This is a genomic window from Pedobacter metabolipauper (assembly GCF_004362715.1).
Taxonomy (GTDB): Bacteria; Bacteroidota; Bacteroidia; order Sphingobacteriales; family Sphingobacteriaceae; genus Pedobacter; species Pedobacter metabolipauper.
On record NZ_SNYC01000003.1, the window covers coordinates 1213290 to 1231657 of the forward strand.

The 18368-nt window shown below is 39.8% G+C and carries 18 protein-coding genes; 5 read left to right on the top strand and 13 right to left on the bottom strand.

What is annotated here, in order from left to right:
- The first annotated feature begins 6 nt into the window (after positions 1–6).
- The 4 genes from ATK78_RS05315 (at position 7) to ATK78_RS05330 (ending at position 4204) form a co-directional block, all read left to right on the top strand.
- Complete coding sequence (locus ATK78_RS05315) at positions 7–978, top strand: electron transfer flavoprotein subunit alpha/FixB family protein (protein WP_133574995.1); 972 nt, start codon at positions 7–9, stop codon at positions 976–978.
- A gap of 45 nt (positions 979–1023) precedes the next feature.
- Entirely contained in the window at positions 1024–1638 is a 615-nt protein-coding gene (locus ATK78_RS05320) for a bifunctional nuclease family protein (RefSeq protein ID WP_133574996.1), read from the top strand.
- A 149-nt stretch (positions 1639–1787) separates the two neighbouring features.
- Positions 1788–3053: a nucleoside permease gene (locus ATK78_RS05325; protein WP_133574997.1), complete on the top strand. Its 1266-nt coding sequence runs from the start codon at positions 1788–1790 to the stop codon at positions 3051–3053.
- A gap of 11 nt (positions 3054–3064) precedes the next feature.
- The gene (locus ATK78_RS05330) at positions 3065–4204 is read left to right on the top strand and encodes a DUF3667 domain-containing protein (protein WP_133574998.1); all 1140 of its coding nucleotides are present in this window, start codon (positions 3065–3067) and stop codon (positions 4202–4204) included.
- Between the two features lie 92 nt (positions 4205–4296).
- Here ATK78_RS05330 and ATK78_RS05335 read toward each other — a convergent pair whose 3' ends face one another.
- The 13 genes from ATK78_RS05335 to ATK78_RS05395 form a co-directional block, all read right to left on the bottom strand.
- On the bottom strand, positions 4297–5583 hold the full coding sequence (locus ATK78_RS05335; RefSeq protein WP_133574999.1) for a citrate synthase: 1287 nt from the start codon (positions 5581–5583) through the stop codon (positions 4297–4299).
- A 126-nt stretch (positions 5584–5709) separates the two neighbouring features.
- Positions 5710–6240, bottom strand: coding sequence for a DUF3347 domain-containing protein (locus tag ATK78_RS05340; protein ID WP_133575000.1), 531 nt, complete (start codon positions 6238–6240; stop codon positions 5710–5712).
- A 144-nt stretch (positions 6241–6384) separates the two neighbouring features.
- Positions 6385–6924 carry a hypothetical protein gene (locus ATK78_RS05345; RefSeq protein WP_133575001.1) on the bottom strand — a complete coding sequence of 180 codons (540 nt, stop codon included), beginning with the start codon at positions 6922–6924 and terminating at the stop codon, positions 6385–6387.
- Between the two features lie 210 nt (positions 6925–7134).
- Positions 7135–7644 carry a hypothetical protein gene (locus ATK78_RS05350; protein ID WP_133575002.1) on the bottom strand — a complete coding sequence of 170 codons (510 nt, stop codon included), beginning with the start codon at positions 7642–7644 and terminating at the stop codon, positions 7135–7137.
- Between the two features lie 144 nt (positions 7645–7788).
- Complete coding sequence (locus ATK78_RS05355; RefSeq protein ID WP_133575003.1) at positions 7789–8790, bottom strand: tRNA (adenosine(37)-N6)-dimethylallyltransferase; 1002 nt, start codon at positions 8788–8790, stop codon at positions 7789–7791.
- Positions 8790–9587 carry a hypothetical protein gene (locus ATK78_RS05360; protein ID WP_133575004.1) on the bottom strand — a complete coding sequence of 266 codons (798 nt, stop codon included), beginning with the start codon at positions 9585–9587 and terminating at the stop codon, positions 8790–8792. Before ATK78_RS05360 ends, ATK78_RS05355 begins: the two co-directional genes overlap by 1 nt.
- Positions 9578–9955, bottom strand: coding sequence for a hypothetical protein (locus ATK78_RS05365; protein ID WP_133575005.1), 378 nt, complete (start codon positions 9953–9955; stop codon positions 9578–9580). The genes ATK78_RS05360 and ATK78_RS05365 overlap by 10 nt, the downstream gene beginning before the upstream one ends.
- A 54-nt stretch (positions 9956–10009) precedes the next feature.
- Positions 10010–11869: a DNA topoisomerase III gene (gene topB, locus ATK78_RS05370; RefSeq protein WP_133575006.1), complete on the bottom strand. Its 1860-nt coding sequence runs from the start codon at positions 11867–11869 to the stop codon at positions 10010–10012.
- Positions 11870–11871: 2 nt separating this feature from the next.
- A complete protein-coding gene (locus ATK78_RS05375) occupies positions 11872–12771 on the bottom strand; it encodes a histone deacetylase family protein (RefSeq protein WP_133575007.1) in 900 nt (299 codons plus the stop codon).
- Between the two features lies 1 nt (position 12772).
- Positions 12773–13633, bottom strand: a complete 861-nt coding sequence (locus ATK78_RS05380; protein ID WP_133575008.1) for a bestrophin family protein — start codon at positions 13631–13633, stop codon at positions 12773–12775.
- Positions 13630–14919 (bottom strand): kynureninase, encoded by a 1290-nt coding sequence (gene kynU / locus ATK78_RS05385; protein WP_133575009.1) that lies wholly within the window; start codon positions 14917–14919, stop codon positions 13630–13632. Before kynU ends, ATK78_RS05380 begins: the two co-directional genes overlap by 4 nt.
- A gap of 82 nt (positions 14920–15001) precedes the next feature.
- Positions 15002–15607, bottom strand: coding sequence for a DNA-3-methyladenine glycosylase (locus ATK78_RS05390; RefSeq protein WP_133575010.1), 606 nt, complete (start codon positions 15605–15607; stop codon positions 15002–15004).
- The gene (locus ATK78_RS05395; protein WP_133575011.1) at positions 15600–16076 is read right to left on the bottom strand and encodes a GAF domain-containing protein; all 477 of its coding nucleotides are present in this window, start codon (positions 16074–16076) and stop codon (positions 15600–15602) included. Before ATK78_RS05395 ends, ATK78_RS05390 begins: the two co-directional genes overlap by 8 nt.
- A 118-nt stretch (positions 16077–16194) precedes the next feature.
- On the opposite strand from ATK78_RS05395, the gene ATK78_RS05400 reads away from it, so the two are divergent.
- Positions 16195–18363, top strand: coding sequence for a S46 family peptidase (locus tag ATK78_RS05400; RefSeq protein WP_133575012.1), 2169 nt, complete (start codon positions 16195–16197; stop codon positions 18361–18363).
- Positions 18364–18368 lie beyond the last annotated feature (5 nt).

Genomic DNA, 18368 nt, shown 5'->3' on the forward strand with positions numbered 1-18368 from the left:
GATCCTATGTCAGTTTTAGTATATGTAGAACAAGTAGATGGTAAGTTTAAGAAATCTGTTTTCGAAGCAGTATCTTATGCTAAAGCCATTGCAGATAAACAAGACGGTAATCTAATCGCTATATCTATTGGTAATGTGGAAGAAAGTGAACTCAAAGAACTTGGTAAATACGGAGTTTCTAAGATCCTTAATGTTTCAAATGACCAATTAAAGAATTTTGTGAATCAGGCTTATGCTTCCATCATCGCAGAGGCTGCAAAAAAAGAAAGTGCAGAAGTAGTGGTATTGTCCAGTTCCTTTTCAGGAAAAGGCCTGGCCCCGCGCGTTGCCGTTAAACTGGAAGCCGGCCTGGCAGATGGTGCAGTAGAACTGCCTGTTTTGGATGGCGGAAAATTCCTGATTAAAAAAACAGCATTCTCTGGTAAAGCATTTGCCATATCTGAACTTACCTCTGCAGTAAAGGTCATTGCATTAAATCCCAATGCCTTTGGCGTTAAAGAATCTGCTGTTGATGCCGCTATCGAAGCCTTTAGCCCGGAGATCAAATCAACAGACCTGAATGCAATCGTTAAAGAAATTGTACGGGCAACCAATAAGGTCTCTTTACCAGATGCTGAATTGGTAGTTTCTGCTGGAAGAGGACTGAAAGGCCCTGAGAACTGGGGAATGATCGAAGAACTTGCCGGCTTACTTGGCGCAGCAACGGCATGTTCCAAGCCTGTTTCTGATGCAGACTGGAGACCACATTCAGAACATGTTGGTCAGACTGGTATAGCGATCAGCCCGAATTTATACATTGCTATTGGAATTTCTGGGGCTATCCAGCATTTAGCAGGTGTAAGTTCATCTAAGGTTATTGTTGTAATCAATAAAGACCCTGAAGCTCCTTTCTTTAAGGTAGCTGATTATGGAATAGTTGGTGATGCCTTTGAGGTTGTCCCTAAATTAATTGAAGCGTTAAAAGCACATAAAGGTTAATATATGGGGCGTGCTTAAATATTAAGCACGCTCCTATTATTTAATATGAAAAAAGTAAAACTTGATATCGTTGGTTTATCCTATAGCCAAACTCAGTCGGGGGCGTATGCCCTTGTTCTTGGAGAAGTAAATGGCAGGAGACGTTTGCCCATTATTATCGGTGCATTCGAAGCACAGGCTATTGCCATAGAAATTGAGAAAATGACTCCAAGCAGGCCATTAACTCATGATCTGTTTAAAACATTTGCACAAACGTATAACATTGAGATCAAGGAGGTATTGATATACAACCTGGTTGAAGGTGTATTTTTTGCTAAACTGATCTGCACTGACGGTCAGGGCACACAGGAAATTGATGCAAGAACCTCCGATGCAATCGCATTGGCTGTCCGCTTTAATGCGGTGATCTATACTTATGAATTCATTTTATCTTCTGCAGGAATTGTGATCGAAGGCAACGACTTTCTATTTTTGGAGAATATAGATGCCATCCCTAAAGAACAGGGAACAGAAGATATCAACACTTCTATACCGGGATCGAGTTATAAGTCATATTCTGCTGAAGAGTTACTGGAAAAATTACAGGATGCCATTTCTAAAGAACTCTATGAAAAGGCCGCAAAGATCCGTGATGAGATAAACAAAAGAAATCTTAAATAATTTACCAATAATCGACGGTATTTTTGTTTAAAAAACTAATTTAATACCTAATTTTCGGGTAAAAGCAAACTTTTTTATCTCATTTTAGAATTTGATTTAAAATTAGTTTTATATTCAGCTTTTACTTTTAAATCAAACAAACTATTGTTATGAATGTTAAGTTCCGCTTAACTCTGATGAATTTTTTACAATTCTTTATCTGGGGATCATGGTTAATTACGATTGGAGTTTATTGGTTTCAAAACAGGCAATGGTCGGGTGCAGAGTTTGGGGCAATCTTCTCAACCATGGGAATCTCTTCCATATTTATGCCGGCAATAACCGGAATTATTTCGGACCGTTTTATTAACGCGGAAAAACTTTACGGCATACTTCATATATTGGGGTCTATTGTGCTCTTCAGCTTACCCATGGTTGATAATCCGACTACTTTTTTTTGGGTGATCCTCCTGAATATGATGTGCTACATGCCAACCCTGTCCCTATCCATTACAGTTGCCTTTTCGGCATTAAAAAGTGCTGATAAAGACGTGGTAAAAGACTATCCGCCAATCCGGATCTGGGGAACCATTGGATTCATTGCTGCACTATGGGTAGTGAGTCTAACCGGAAATGAATCTTCATCAAACCAGTTCTATATTGCTTCTGCAGTTTCTTTGGCTTTAGGCATCTATTCATTCACTTTGCCCAAATGCCCGCCATTATCCAATAAGGTAGATACGAAATCATTTGTCGATGCATTCGGCTTAAGGGCCTTTACCTTGTTTAAAGAAAGTAAATTCGTGGTATTCTTTCTTTTCTCTATGTTCTTAGGAGCTGCTTTACAGCTAACCAATGCCTATGGGGATACGTTTCTTCATGACTTCAAAAATGTTCCGGAATTTAAAGACCTGCTGGCTGTCAAATATCCAGCGATCATTATGTCGATCTCTCAGATCTCTGAAACCTTGTTTATCCTGGCCATCCCGTTCTTTTTAAGAAAGTTCGGAATTAAATATGTGATGCTGTTCAGCATGATTGCCTGGGTACTTCGTTTTGGCCTTTTTGCATTTGCAGATCCTGCAGGTGGCCTGTGGATGATCATCTTATCGTGTATCATTTATGGTATGGCTTTCGATTTCTTTAACATTTCAGGATCTTTATTTGTAGAGACACAGGTTGATGAAAAAATAAGAGGCAGTGCCCAGGGATTGTTTATGATGATGGTCAATGGATTCGGTGCACTTTTCGGTAGTTTTGCCAGTGGATTGATCATTGAAAAGTTCTTCACTTTTGCAGACCAAAGTAAGGACTGGCATAGCATCTGGATTACTTTTGCATCCTATACCCTCGTATTGGCTATTGTCTTTCCTTTTATATTTAAATATAAACATAACCGTGCAGAAGCACTGGCCATAAAAGCCATGAACCACTAATTCGATACGCCATGTCGGGTAAATATAGAAAAGAACACAACTGTCTGAATTGCGGAAGCCACGTAGAGGCACATTACTGCAGTCAATGCGGACAGCCTAACGTGGAATTAAAAGAGTCTTTCTGGACTTTTATCATCCATAGTATTGGACACTACCTTCATTTCGATTCTAAGTTTTTTCAAACTTTAAAGCCCCTGCTTACTAAACCAGGACTGGTTACGCTTGATTATATTGCCGGTAAAAGAGCCCGCTATATCAACCCGGTAAGCATGTATATCTTTGTCTCGATTGTTTATTTTTTGGTAGTGCCGCATTCCAAAACAAATAGCCACAACACCGAAAAGGATGGCCTGGCAGTTCCCGGAAAAGAGAAACAATTTACGGCTAAATCTTTAGAAGCAACCAGAAAAGAACTCGACAGCAATGCAGCTGATTTTGGGGGCGTGGTTAAATATTCAGCAGAAAAAGGATACGATGCACTGGTCAAACAAAGTTTTAAAAACTTGAGCTTCACAGAGCAGCAGATTTATATTGATGACTTAAAAAAACAGAACAAAGCCTCTCAATCAGATCATTTTGAAGAATTGATCACTTCTTTTCAAAGGATGCATACGCTGAAACAAGACAGTACTTTTGAATCATACAGCAACAGGCAGGCTAAACTTCCGGAATCGGAAAGAGATAACTGGTTTGAAAGGCAGATTAAAAAGAGGGATATCCGGATTGCTGCTAAATCTGCAAAAGGTGAATGGAGCATTGAGGCAGAACTGATCAAGTATAAGCCAAAGCAATATTTCTTACTGATGCCCCTTCTGGCATTCTTTATCATGCTCAACTTTAGAAAGAACCACATTTATTACCTGGATCACCTGATTTTCACCATCCATGGTATGACGGCCTATTTTATTGTTTCGATCGTATGTGTTCCGTCAATCAAATATATATTTGGTATTGGATCCTTTATGGGGGAGCTGATCGAATTTGGCATCGTAATCTGGATTTGCTGGTATCTGTATAAAGGGTTAAAAGTATTTTATAATAGAAGCAGAAAGGCTACGATCATCAAAATGATCTGGTTGTTCATCCTTTATGGAGCCTCACTTTACATTACCGAATCCATCATCCGGAATACGATCTATTTAATGACCTAAGCTTTAACAGAACAAGCTATATGAAGCTCATTTTATCACATAAAAAAAACGCAGGATAGCTTCCTGCGTTTTTTTTATGTGATCTGTAAGATCTATCTTCCTTCCAGTTCAACAAACTCACGATTGGTATGACCAACATAAATTTGACGCGGGCGGCCAATAGGTTCTTTGTTCTCATGCATTTCTTTCCATTGTGCAATCCATCCCGGCAGGCGGCCTAACGCAAACAATACGGTAAACATATCAGTTGGGAAACCTAAAGCCCTGTAAATAATGCCGGAGTAAAAGTCAACGTTTGGATATAACTTGCGTTCCACAAAATAAGGATCACTCAATGCGGCTTCTTCTAATTTCTTGGCAATTTCTAAAACAGGATCATCAATACCTAATTTCTCCAGAATATCATCACACGCTTTCTTAATGATCTTGGCTCTTGGATCAAAGTTCTTATAAACCCGGTGACCAAATCCCATCATACGGAAAGGATCATTTTTATCTTTCGCTTTATTGATCCATTTTTCTGTATCTCCTCCATCCTCTTTAATGCGCTCCAGCATCTCTATAACTGCCTGGTTTGCTCCGCCATGCAACGGACCCCATAATGCAGAGATACCAGCTGAAACAGATGCATACAGGTTACAATCAGATGAACCTACCATTCTTACAGTTGATGCCGAACAATTTTGTTCATGGTCAGCATGTAAGATCAATAAAGTATTCATGGCGGTAACTACTACCGGATCTATATCTACTTCTTCCGTACGCTGACCGAATATCATATTCAGAAAGTTACTTACATAATCGTATTTGTTTTTAGGATAGATTAGCGGGTGTCCTAAAGATTTTTTATAGATGAAAGATACAATCGTTGGAAATTTAGCCAATAACTTAATCATGGTCAGATCCATGGTTTCAGGTGATGAATTGGCGTTTAAAGATTCCGGGTAAAAAGTAGACAGAGAACATACCAATGAAGCAAGCTGTGCCATTGGGTGTGACTTAGAAGGGTATCCGTCCAGAAACTTCTTCATATCCTCATGGATTAAGGTATGCATTCTGATTTCACTTTGAAATCCATCCAGCTCGCTCTGTTTAGGCAGATCGCCATATATCAATAAATAGGCAACTTCAAGGAATGTAGATTTTTCAGCCAGTTCTTCAATTGGATAACCCCTGTATTTTAAAATACCTTTTTCACCATCCAGAAAAGTTATCGCACTTTTTGTAGAACCTGTATTTTTATATCCAAAGTCTAAAGTGATGTGACCGGTTAGGTCCCTTAACTTGGAAATATCTATTGCCCGTTCCCCTTCGGTACCAGTTATTACGGGGAATTCGTATACTTTCCCATCAATCTTAATTTCTACGATATCTGACATATATATTTTTATTAAAATTTATAATAAACAAAACTACCTAATCCATTTTGGATTAGTGTGGACTCCATTATAACAAAACTGTTAAATAATTATTAAAAGCTGGTCACAATGAGGTAAGAATCACAATTATTTTGCAGTTTTGATCTCTTCAATTACTGCTCCGCACTCCATCATTTCATCTCCATAGTATGGATTCTGAATATTTTTTTCTGATGCCAGCCAATCGCCGCCATTACCTTCGTTTGCCATTGGACAATGCTGAACATAGATCGCTCCCTTTTTCAGGTCCGCGTGCTTAAATAAGGCAATCACATCTGAACTTAGCGCAGTAAATGCGGTACGTTGTGCAATAATGTCTTTTGCAGAAGCAATCTTCCCGGCAGTAACCGAGGTACTTTCACATCCTTTATAATCGGCAAGACTTGTTTCTAATTTTGCGGCTTCGGCTTTAGCGGCTTCGAACTGTGTTTTAACCAAAGCATCCTTCAGGGAAATATAATCCTCATAGATGCGCTGAACTTTAGCATCACTTAACTCAACATGAGCTGCACTCTTGGTTTCTTTGGAAGTACTATCGGAAGAACGCTCCGTCTTTTTTTCTGCATTTGTACAGGAAACAGCGATCATGATGATGCAGGCTGCAAAATATTTTTTCATGAATAATAAAGTTTATTTGGTTAAAAAGCTATCCCAGCTCCGTTCAATATTTCATTTCGGCTTAAAATAGCATTTTAATTTTAAATAATAAAAAAGCCCCTGAAAAAATCAGGGGCTTTAACGATAAGGTATTAAAATTCAATGTTATAATTTGAAGCCATAAGCTAAGCGCAAAGCAAACTGACCATTTTGAGGTCTGTATGTGCTTGAAGCACTATCCTGAGTGTAACCTTCATATCTTGCACTCAGGTCTAAACCACCTGACCATGCATATCCTAAACCACCTGAATAGATAAATGACGTTTTAGATCCGTCTTTAATTCCGAAACCAGCACCTGCTTCACCCAATAGATATAAAGCTCCAATTTGCGGGAATACTTTAACACCACCTTTTACAGGGATAAAATCGTAATCATCGCCAGCATTATCTTTAGCCATCATTCTGGTATAACCACCTGATGCAACAATAGATAATTCTCTGGAAAGGTCAAATTGTAAACGTGCATCGGCACCAAGACCGTATTCAAATGGAGAACCTTTAGTTGGAAGACCACCGCTAATTCCGATGCCTAAACGAACACCTTTAGAGCTGTCCATAGTTTCCATTGTTTGAGCTTTTAGTCCTGTTGAAGCAACAGTTAAGAGAACCGCTGCAGTTGCGAAAAATTTAGTAATTGTTTTCATGATTGTTTTTCTAATTGATGTGTATAAATGTTGATATTAAATACGTTGCAAAATCCAGATCAGTTTTATATTAATTTAACCTAACTGATCCGCTGAGAGCGGTGAGAGCGGTGAGAATACATTAACTGAGATTTTGTTAAAAAGTAAGGCCCTTGTCTAATCAGACTGGAGACAAGGGCCTTATTAAATTATACTTTAATTGTAATTCGATTATAGTCTGAAACCGTAAGCGATACGTAAGGCAACCTGTCCAACAGATCCGCCATTATATTCAGCACCTTCATAACGCAATCCAAGGTCTAAACCGTTATCAAAACCATAACCTACACCCGGAGCCCATAAGAAAGCTGTTTTCTGACCATCTTTAGTACCAAATCCAGCACCTAGCTCTCCTGAGAAATAAGCACTTTCAGCAAAAAATATTTTTGCTCCTGCTTTAACAGGAATCATTGACAGGTCATCACCTATATAATCATCTTTCAATGAGAAATTAGTATAACCAGCAGAAAGGATACCTGAAATGTTAGAGCTGAAATCTTTTTGCAATCTCAAATCCCCACCTACTGCGAAGCTATATGCCTTGGTTGTAGGTACACCTAAGTTTAATCCGATTCCTAAGCGAAGCGCTTTTGAATCTCCAGATTGTGCATTAACATTTGTTGTAAAGAATATAGCTAAAGCAGCTGCTGCCGTTGCTAGAAATTTTGTAGATTTTTTCATTTTCTGATCGTTTATTTAAAGTTTAATGAAACCAATTGTTTCTGTACTGTCCACTTTACAAAACGTGTGCCATACTTAAAAAATAAATAAATATTGACTTAAAAACACTACAGGAAAAATAAACGAATATTTATTTCACAAAACTTAAACAAATGCGTTGAAATGGCCTTGATATACCGCCAGCGCCTGTTGAACCAATTCTTGTGGATTGTCTGATTTTAGCCAGTGAATATATACCCCGTCTTTTTCCATTTTCCTAAAAAATGTCATTTGACGTTTAGCATACTGACATATCGCAATGGTCAATTTTTCTTTGAGTTCTGTGAGATCCATTTCTCCAAAAAGATACGCTGCAATAAACTTATATTCAAGACCATAGAAAGTGAGCATATCTTTGCTTATACCCCGGTCTAAAAGTGTTTTCACTTCTTCAATCATCCCCGCTTTAAACCTTGCTTCCAATCTAACTGCTATTCTGTTTCTCCTAAGTATCACCTCAGATTCAAGACCAATAATCAAAGGATTTATTACCGGCCGTTCTGGCTTAATCAGGGTATTATATTTTAAATAATTAGAAATTTCTATAGCACGGATCAATCGCTTATGAGAAGATAGATCTGCATGACCTGTAAATTCATGAGGATACGCTGACAAATGGCTTCTTAAATCTTCAATTGTTAATGCTTTTAAGGACAATCGAAGTGTCTCATTTACCGGAATTGCCGTATATTCATGCTGCTGTAAGAGACTATGAATGTACATTCCGGTACCTCCGCAAAGTATTGGAAGAATATTTTTAGCTGTCAATTCATTAAATACCGCATAAAAATCTTCCTTAAATTCATTTACGTTGTAGTGATCACCGGCCTGCTTTATATCGATCAGGTGATACGGGATTAGTTTTCCATTGATCTTATATTCATTAAGATCTTTTCCCGTACCTATATCCATGCCTTTAAACACCTGACGGCTATCTGCACTAATGATCTCAGCGCGCGCTATGTTACCGGACCTGACTTTATGATTTCTAGTCTGCCTAGCGTTTTCAGTTTGTTGTGTACCGATTGCATCTGCAAGCTGAACAGCCAGACGGGTTTTACCAGAAGCTGTTGGCCCCAATATTATAAGTAAGGGATTACCGTTCATTATAGATATAATATGTATTTTAAGTTACCGGTATTGAATATTTTAATAAAGTCAGGCTCAGAACGATCATCTGGTAAACGGTGCGGAAAATACCGGATTAGTTCCTTTTTATCCAAATATATAACAGATGGCTGGGTAATTTCGGAGCACTCAAATCCAGATTCTTTATAGGCCTGCCCCAGCGACCAATCCCTGTCAGCATAGCTCATGATGTCATTGGGCTGATATAGCCCAATAAAATGCTTCAGAAGTTTAGTAAAACCACCGGTCACAGTGTATCCCGTTAAGCTTGCAAAACGAATCAGCTCAGCAGACCGATAACCAGGATCTGTATTTTTCATTCTCCTTAGGTTGCTAAAACCAGCAACAGCAACAATTTGATCATTATATTTAAGTGCAAATTTATAACGGCACTTAGCAGATGCCTGCAAGTGGTTATGGTTAAAGAAATCATCTGCAGTCTGCTGATCTACAGATATCACCTGCGTTTTTCTGCCATGAATTCGCTGATTAAATCCCAGGATTGAAGTAATTCTGCCCAGCACCTGTTCCTTACGCGTATGCCAGATATCTTGCCAGAGATGTACCAGATAAATCCCATTCTGCTGGTACCTTTCCTGAAGCGCAATCAATTCAGCAGGATTATCCAGGTCTGCTGATACCAGATGAATACTGAAATTTTTAGGCCCAAAGTGTATCAGCTGAAAGACGCCGTCTGCTGATAAACTCAATGTTACCTTAAAAAGAATAGAAAGGCTGTTCCGTACATCTTCCAGCCAGGGTAATTTTATATCCAACCGCTTTCTTTATAAATTTTATAGCCAACGGCTAATGCTTCATCAATTTGGGCCATGAGCAGATCATCCAGTTCTTTTATTTCAAAACATGATCTATCCTTTAACAATTTCAAAAGATCAGCACCAACGCTTCCATTAAGATCTGTTGTCCCATTTACTCCCATCAGATTGAAGGCCACATAACCGTCTTCAATAACTACACTGGCAAAAAACACTTCATGTACCTGCCGATCTTCAATAACTACATTTTTATCGCTCCACAGATCATAATTGGTTTCGCTGTTTGTACGGTTACTAAAACCCAATGTGGCATAAGGCTGTAAAGAAGCCCTTATGGTTTGAAAAATCTCAACAAGGTCTGTTTTCATTGTCTAAAATTAATGATTCGATATATGTAAACAACAGCTAAATAGGCATATTGTTTATACTTTGGGCTGTGCCGGCTGTTTATCTGAACTAAATTTTTCAGCCAGCCCTGCTCCGGCTAAAAGCAGTTCATTGGTAATTGTGCGCGTGTAATCGGTAATCTCAGCTTTAAAATCAATGACAGAAGCTCCTGACCGGATCTCTTCAAGCCGCTTCTCCCATTGTCCGGTTAGTTCTGCCTGCGCTATTTTTTTATCTTTAACCACATCATAAACAGCAAGCCCCTTATTTGTTGGTACCAGGTTACGCTTTTCACGGATAATGTACTCCCTGTTAATTAATGTTTCAATGATTGCGGCCCGTGTTGCAGGAGTTCCCAAGCCGCTATCCTTCATGGCATACCTCAGTTCTTCATCCTCAATGTCCTTACCCGAAGTTTCAAGCGCCTTTAAAAGCGATGCTTCATTGTATAAAGGCTTAGGCTTGGTTTGCTTTTCCAGTAAAGCTTTATTTACGATAGGCAACTCTTCTCCTTTCTTTACTTTAGGTAAGGAAGGATTTTCTTCATCTTTTTTATCCTCATCTGTATCATTAAATACGGATCTCCAGCCTGCAGACCGGATCACGGTACCATTAGCCATAAATACAGATCCGGATTCAATTGTAATTTTGGTGATCTCTTTAACACATTCCTGATGAAAAGCTTCCAGCATCCTCCCAACAACCATATCATAAATTGCCTGCTTATCGCCAGTCAGCTGATAAGGAGATTCGCCGGTTGGCAATATGGCATGGTGATCTGTTACTTTCTTCGCATTCACACTTCTTTTGTTCAGTGCGACTGTTTTTAAAAATTCCGCCTGTTTGCCAAAATCTTTATGTGTGGTTAATTTATCAATAAGATTAGGAACACCTGCAAATACATCATCACCAATATACCTGCTGCCAGTACGCGGATAAGTAACCAGCTTGCTCTCATACAAGCCCTGTAAAAGATTTAAAGTCTGATCGGCAGTAAAACCCTTCTTTTTATTTGCTTCTTGCTGCAGGCTGCTCAGATCATGCAATAAGGGCGGTGGTTCTTTTCTTGGCTTTGCTTCAACCGTTAAGATCTTTCCGCCATTTGGAAAACCTGAGGCAGCATCTTCGATCCTGGCAAACAGTTCTTCGGCTTCTTCTTTTTTATCGAAGTTATTTACAGAAACCGCTCTAAATAACTGTCCATCCTTATCAAGTTGTATGGCCAGCTGGTAATACAATTGAGGTACAAAGTTTTTGATCTCGAGAAACCTCGAACAGATCATGGCCAATGTTGGCGTTTGAACCCTTCCCAGCGAAAGCACGGAACGTGCCCCTGCAGAAATACTTAAGGCTTGTGTGGCATTCATACCAACCAACCAATCAGATTCCGACCTGCAGTGTGCAGAGTTGAATAAGGTATCGTAATCTGTACCCGGCTTAAGATTTCTAAAACCTTCTTTGATGGCTTCATCGGTCTGCGAAGAGATCCAAAGCCGTTTAAAGGGTTTCTTGCATTTTAAAAAATAATAGATATACCGAAAGATCAATTCACCTTCTCTCCCGGCATCCGTTGCAACAATGATCTCTGTAGCTTCATCAAATAACTTCTTAATGATGTCCAGCTGTTTTCTAACTCCCGGATCTTCAACCAGGCCATCTTTTGTTTTAATCTTACGGATGCCCAACTTAAACTTAGCGGGCAGCATCGGCAAATGCTGTCTGCGCCAACCGATAAACCCATATTCCTGTGGTGGTGCCAATTGCAGAAGATGCCCGAAGGCCCAGGTAAATGAATATCCCTTTCCTTCTATATAACCATCCTTCTTTCCGGTTGCACCGAAGACCTTAGCCAACTCACGCGCCACTGAAGGCTTCTCTGCAATTACAATCTTCATAATTATTCAAAAATATCTAGTCCTACCTTAAAGGTATTACAATGTGCATCTACAATATCTTTTATATCGGTAGAATAACCACCACCCATACTTACCTGAACCGGCAGTCCCTGGTCCTTACAAAACTGAAATACGATCCTGTCCCGTTCCCTGCAGGCGGCTTTGGTTAATGATAGCTTCCCTAATTTATCACTTTCTAAAACATCAACACCCGATAGGTAAAAAACAAAGTCAGGCTTAAAAGCTAATAAATTTGGAAGAGCATCATTAAGCTCAGCCAAGAACAGATCGTCACCTGTTCCATCCGCTAAGGCAATGTCCAGATCGGACTGCTCTTTCCGAAATGGAAAATTCTTGTCCCCATGCATAGAAAAGGTGAATACATTTGGTTCCTGAGCAAAGATCTCAGCTGTACCGTTACCCTGATGTACATCTAAATCAATTATCAATATACGTTTAGCTAAATTATTATTCAATAAGTAGTTAGCTGCAATAGCCTGATCATTTAACAGGCAAAAACCTTCACCCCAATTGCTCCCTGCGTGGTGCGTGCCGCCAGCAACATTAAATGCAATACTATGCCGCAAGGCATATAATGCGCCGTCTACTGTACCTTGTGCGATCCGAACTTCCCGCTCAACAAGTTGGGCAGACAACGGAAAACCAATGCGGCGCTGTTCCTTTTCTGAAAGCGTAAGATCACGAAGCTGTTCCCAATACGTCTGTTCATGAGAAAGCAGAATGACTGATTCCTTTAAAGGTTCAGGAGCGAACAAGTTATCTGTAGTGATTACACCTTCATGCAGCAGCTGCTCAGGAATAAGTTCATATTTGAGCATTGGGAAACGATGCCCTTCAGGCAGCGGATGTGCATAAAGTGAATGCCAGGCAATTTTAATCATCCTAGTTCAGGATCTCTCCTACGTGTTTTTCAATGTTATTGCAAATCTCATCAACAGGCAGATCATTGGCATCCATTCCAAAAGGATTTTCAATTTCTTCAGCAATTAATTCTAAACTGGCCAGTACATAGAGGATAAACGGAACAATAGGTATCACAAAATAACCGAGGCTGAATACCCATCCAAATGGCAGGGTAATCACATAGATAAAGATAAATTTCTTGATGAAAGCACTGTATGAATATGGAATAGGTGTTTTCATAATACGCTCACAGCCACCGCATATATCTGTAAACAGATTAACATCTGAATTAAGTATAATTAACTGTTCCTGACTGATCTTTCCAGCAGACTGCAGATCAAATACACGCGATGATATGCTGCCTGCTACCTGGTTGGGAATGTGTTTTCCGCCGTCAACTTCGATCAGCAGGCTATTCTTACCAAAATAAAGCTTTTCCCTCAAATGCTCCTTCAACGCAAAAGCATATTTAGGGATTGCATATTCAAAGAACTCCAGTTCTGTTGAATCTAATTTTAGTGATCTGAGCTTTATGGCAAAATTACGGCTAACGTTAGTGAGTGATCCGAGCAGTTTGCGGCCTTCCCACCACCTGTCATATGAAGTATTGGTTCTAAAAACGAGCAGCATGGAAATTACAAAACCCAGCAAACTGTGCATCATGCCAATATTTTTGACGTATGTAGTTTCAGAAAGCCTCAGATAATTCAGTTCCAGGTAAGCAATGATGCCAGAGAAAATACTCACGCTAATCATTAAAGGCCACAATTTTCTAAAGGTATCTGCCTTATGAATGTGAAAAATGAATGTAAACCAATCTTTCGGATTATAATTGATCATGCTAAAACCTCCTTACAAATCTTTAATAATAATACCCCGGTAGTATAAACATCCTCAAAGGAATTGTATAGCGGAACCGGACTCAACCGGATTACGTTAGGTTCTCTCCAGTCGCCCAATACATTTTGGGCAACCAATTCTTTAAAGATAGCCTTTCCTTCCTGTCTGGCAATGATAGAAACCTGGGCACCGCGATCCTGCTCTGCAGCAGGAGTGATTATTTTAAACTGCTCCGATCCAAGAGCTTTATTCACCTCATTTATAATGTAAAACAAGTAACTGGTTAAATTTTTACTTTTAGATCGAAGTACATCCATATACCCTGCTTTTTCGAAAATCTGCAGGGATGCATGATATAAAGCCATTGGCATAACCTGCGTACAGCTTACTTGCCATCCATCTGCACCTGCTTCAGGTACAAATCCTTTCTCCATCTTAAAACGCTGTTCTTCCTGGTAACCCCACCATCCTGTAAACCGGTTTAAACTGGTATCTGAAAAGTGCTTATCATGAACAAAGATACCGCTAATCCCACCAGGACCTGAATTCTGATATTTATAAGAACACCAGCAGGCAAAGTCAATATCCCAATCGTGAAGTTTTAAAGGAACATTCCCCGCAGCATGAGCAAGATCAAATCCCACTATAGCTCCTGCGGCATGCCCTGCCCGAGTGATTGCTTCCATATCGAACCATTGCCCTGTAAAGTAGTTGATCCCGCCAAAGAGCACCAACGCAATTTCATCTGCAGAATTATCGATTGCAGCAACAATATCTTCCGTTCTTAATGTATATGCTCCTGCTCCGGGAGCAACTTCGATAATGGCATCTTTGGGATCATATCCGTGAAAACGAACCTGGCTCTCTATGGCATATTGATCTGATGGAAATGCACCGGCTTCCATAATGATCTTAAACCGTTTTGCTGTCGGCCTGTAGAAACTAACGAGCAGTAAATGAAGATTTACAGTCAGTGTATTCATCGGACAAACCTCTAAAACACTTGCCCCAACTATTGGTGCCATCAACTTTTTCAGTTCTTTATGGTAAAACATCCATGGACTATCCCCTTCAAACCAACCCTCAACGGCAAGGTTCTGCCAATTGTTTAACTGAACATCCAGCACCTCTCTCGCCACTTTAGGTTGTAACCCTAATGAATTGCCGCACAAATAAATAAAGGGTTTATTATTTTGTTGAGGAAACAGAAATTCCTGCCTCAATCCGCGGAGTGGATCAGCAAGATCCATACGGCGTGCAAAAGTTAGATTGTTGTCAAAATTCATTAATTCAAAAGTACATAATAATGTAACGAATCTGCACAGTGTGCAAAAGTCATGCGATTGGTGCAGACTAATTGTTTTACAACTACTTATTCGGCTTACTCACAAATTTACTTCCCATGATGTAATATCGCCAGGGTAAAAGTGCATGGTCATCAGCGTATGCAACGCCAACGCGCGGCGACGAAATAACCTGTTCATCCAAAATCACAGAACCGGCATCGGCAATCCAAATCTCGTCTCCTAACAGATCTTTGGCATTTAAACCTTTATCTATTCCCAACGCCTTGGCAAGTGCCCCCGGACCAGCAGTTAAATTCGGTTTTAAGCGGTCTGTGTTTCTTCTTTGAAGCATAATATCCAAACCGGCAGTAGGCTCCAGTCCCCGGATTAAAACGGCATGAGGAACACCCTTAGGAGCAGTTACCACATTAAACAGGTGATGTATGCCATAACACAGATAAACGTAAGACAAGCCGCCTTCCTCATACATGATCTGGGTGCGGCTGGTAAACCTTCCGCCATAAGCATGCGATGCCTTATCTTCAATACCCTTATACGCCTCGGTTTCTACAATCATCCCTCCGGTTAGCTGACCATCAATATCTGTAAACAAATACTTGCCCAATAACTGCCTGGCAAGCACATTTACATCTTCACTCTGATAAAAAGAATAAGGCAATTTAGTCATTTAATAAACTAATTATTTTATTTAAGTACAATGCATCAACATCATCGAAATGAGAAAGATATTCACTATCAACATCCAATACCCCAATCACTTCTCCATCCTTAAAAATTGGCAGGACAATTTCTGACCGGGAAGCAGATGCACAAGCAATATGACCTGGAAAGTCATCCACATCAGGCACAATGATCGTATCAGCCTGCTGCCAGGATGCACCGCAAACCCCTCGTCCTTTTTTGATTCGGGTACATGCTACAGGCCCCTGAAAAGGACCCAAAACAAGTTCATCTTCTTTAACCAGGTAAAAGCCGACCCAAAACCAATTGAACTGCTCTTTTAAAGCCGCAGCAATGTTTGCCAGGTTGGCGATTTGATCATGCTCTCCTGTAATCAAGGCTTCTATTTGCGGAACAATAGAACGGTATTGTTCTTCTTTACCGGCATTAGTTATAATCTGAAGGTCTTCAGCCATTGTTGATCTTTTTAGTTACAGCAAAAATACTAAACCATCTTCTTAATCCTGCCATGAGCATGTAAAACCCTAATTAAATCATTAAGTTTGGAGTTTTAGAATCCTATTAATTACACCAATGAATAAGAAAACCTTATTTTTTACTTCACTATTGGCGCTCGGAATAGTTCAGTCAGGTTATATAGCACGCGAAGAAGGGATGTTTCCTTTAAGCGAGATCAGTAAACTTGATTTAAAGAAAGCTGGCCTGAAGATCGATCAAAATGAGATCTATAACCCAAATGGTACGAGCCTGGTAGATGCCCTGGTCAATGTGGGCGGCTGTACCGGTTCATTCATTTCTGATGCAGGATTAATCATCACCAACCACCATTGTGCATTCAGTGCAGTTCAGCTTGCCAGCACACCTGAACACGACTACCTTAATGATGGTTTTGTAGCAAATTCTTATGAACAGGAAATTGAAGCAAAGAATTTAACCTGCCGGATTACCGACAGTTATGAAGATGTTTCAGACCGGGTACTTGGTGCTGTAGCCCAGATTGAAGATCCGGCATCGAGGTTAAAATTAATCAATGATGTGATGAAAAACATAGTTGCTGAAGCGGAGAAAAAGGATCCTGGTATTAAAGCCGAAGTTTCAGAAATGTTCATTGGAAAGACCTATGTACTGTTTCGGTATAAAACCATCCAGGACGTAAGACTGGTCTATGTTCCAAACCGGCAGATTGGTGAGTATGGCGGAGAGACCGACAATTGGGTATGGCCGCGTCACACTGGCGACTTCTCTTTTATGCGTGCTTATGTAGCGCCTGATGGATCTCCGGCTAAATTTTCAAAGAATAACGTACCCTATAAACCTAAGAAATTCTTAAAGGTAAATCCAAAAGGGACCACTGAAGAAGATTTTGTGTTTATACTCGGCTATCCTGGTAAGACATTCCGCCACCGTCCAGCTGAATTTATTGCCTACCAGCAAAAATATCTATTGCCTTACGTATCCGATCTTTATGAATTCCAGAATACAACTTTTGAGAATATAGGTAAAAGAAATAAGGCTACGGAACTCAAACTAGCCACCAGAATTAAACGCAATGCAAACACCTTAAAGAACTACAGAGGAAAATTACAAGGTCTTAAAGGAATAGATCTTATTGCGCAGAAGAAACAGGAAGATGCGGGCTTAGCAGAATTTATCAATAGCAATGTGCCCATAAAAGAAAAATACGGCACATTGATGACCGATATTGACAATTTGTATCAAATGATAAATGGAGATGCCCAAAGGGATCTTTGGTTTGCACAGATCTACAATTCAACCAGTTTGCTCACCGTCTCTAAAAATTTAAACAGCTTTAAAACTGAATTGGACGCACAGCCGATTGCACAGAAGCAGGATTACTTTGATAAGAATATCACCAAATTAAAGCAAACTTTAAATACTACTTACGAAGCATACGATATTGAGGCAGACCGGCGCATCTTTAAAAGGATGCTTACGGATGCAGCGGCACTCAGTATGAACCAGAAAGTAACTGCTGTTAATAAAGTTACCAGTAAAGGATCTAATAGTACTGCTGCAATTGATGAATACATAGAAAATACATTTGGATTAACCCGGCTTAAAGACCCGGATTATGTAATGAACACCCTGCTTCAATCACCAAGGTCAATAGCAGCCTATAATGATGGGCTATTGTTATTTGAGAAAGACCTGGCGAAACAGGTATTAGAGCTTAAACCAGAAAAAGACCGCAGAGAAGGGATATTAAATAAACTGATGGGCGACTATGTAAATGTAAAGGAGAAATTCCTGAAAAAGGATTTCGTTCCGGATGCAAACAGCACGCTCAGATTAACCTATGGGTACGTTAGGGGATATTCTCCTGCAGACGCGTCCTACATGCAGCCTTACACCAGCATCAAAGGAATATTGGAGAAAGGAACTACAGGAAATCCTGATTTCGCCTATCCTGCCCAAATAAAAACATTATGGAATGCAAAGGACTTTGGGACTTTTGCCAAAAAAGAGCTGAATGATGTTCCAGTATCATTTCTATACAATATGGATACTACCGGAGGCAACTCAGGCTCTCCGATCATGAATGCAAATGGTGAACTGATAGGTGTAAATTTTGACCGTGCTTACGGTGCTACCATCAATGACTATGCATGGAATGAAAGCTACAGCAGATCTATCGGAGTAGATATCCGTTATATATTATGGGTAGCTTCTAAAATTGATAAAGCAGATTTCCTGCTTAAAGAAATTGGCATCAAACTTTAATCTAA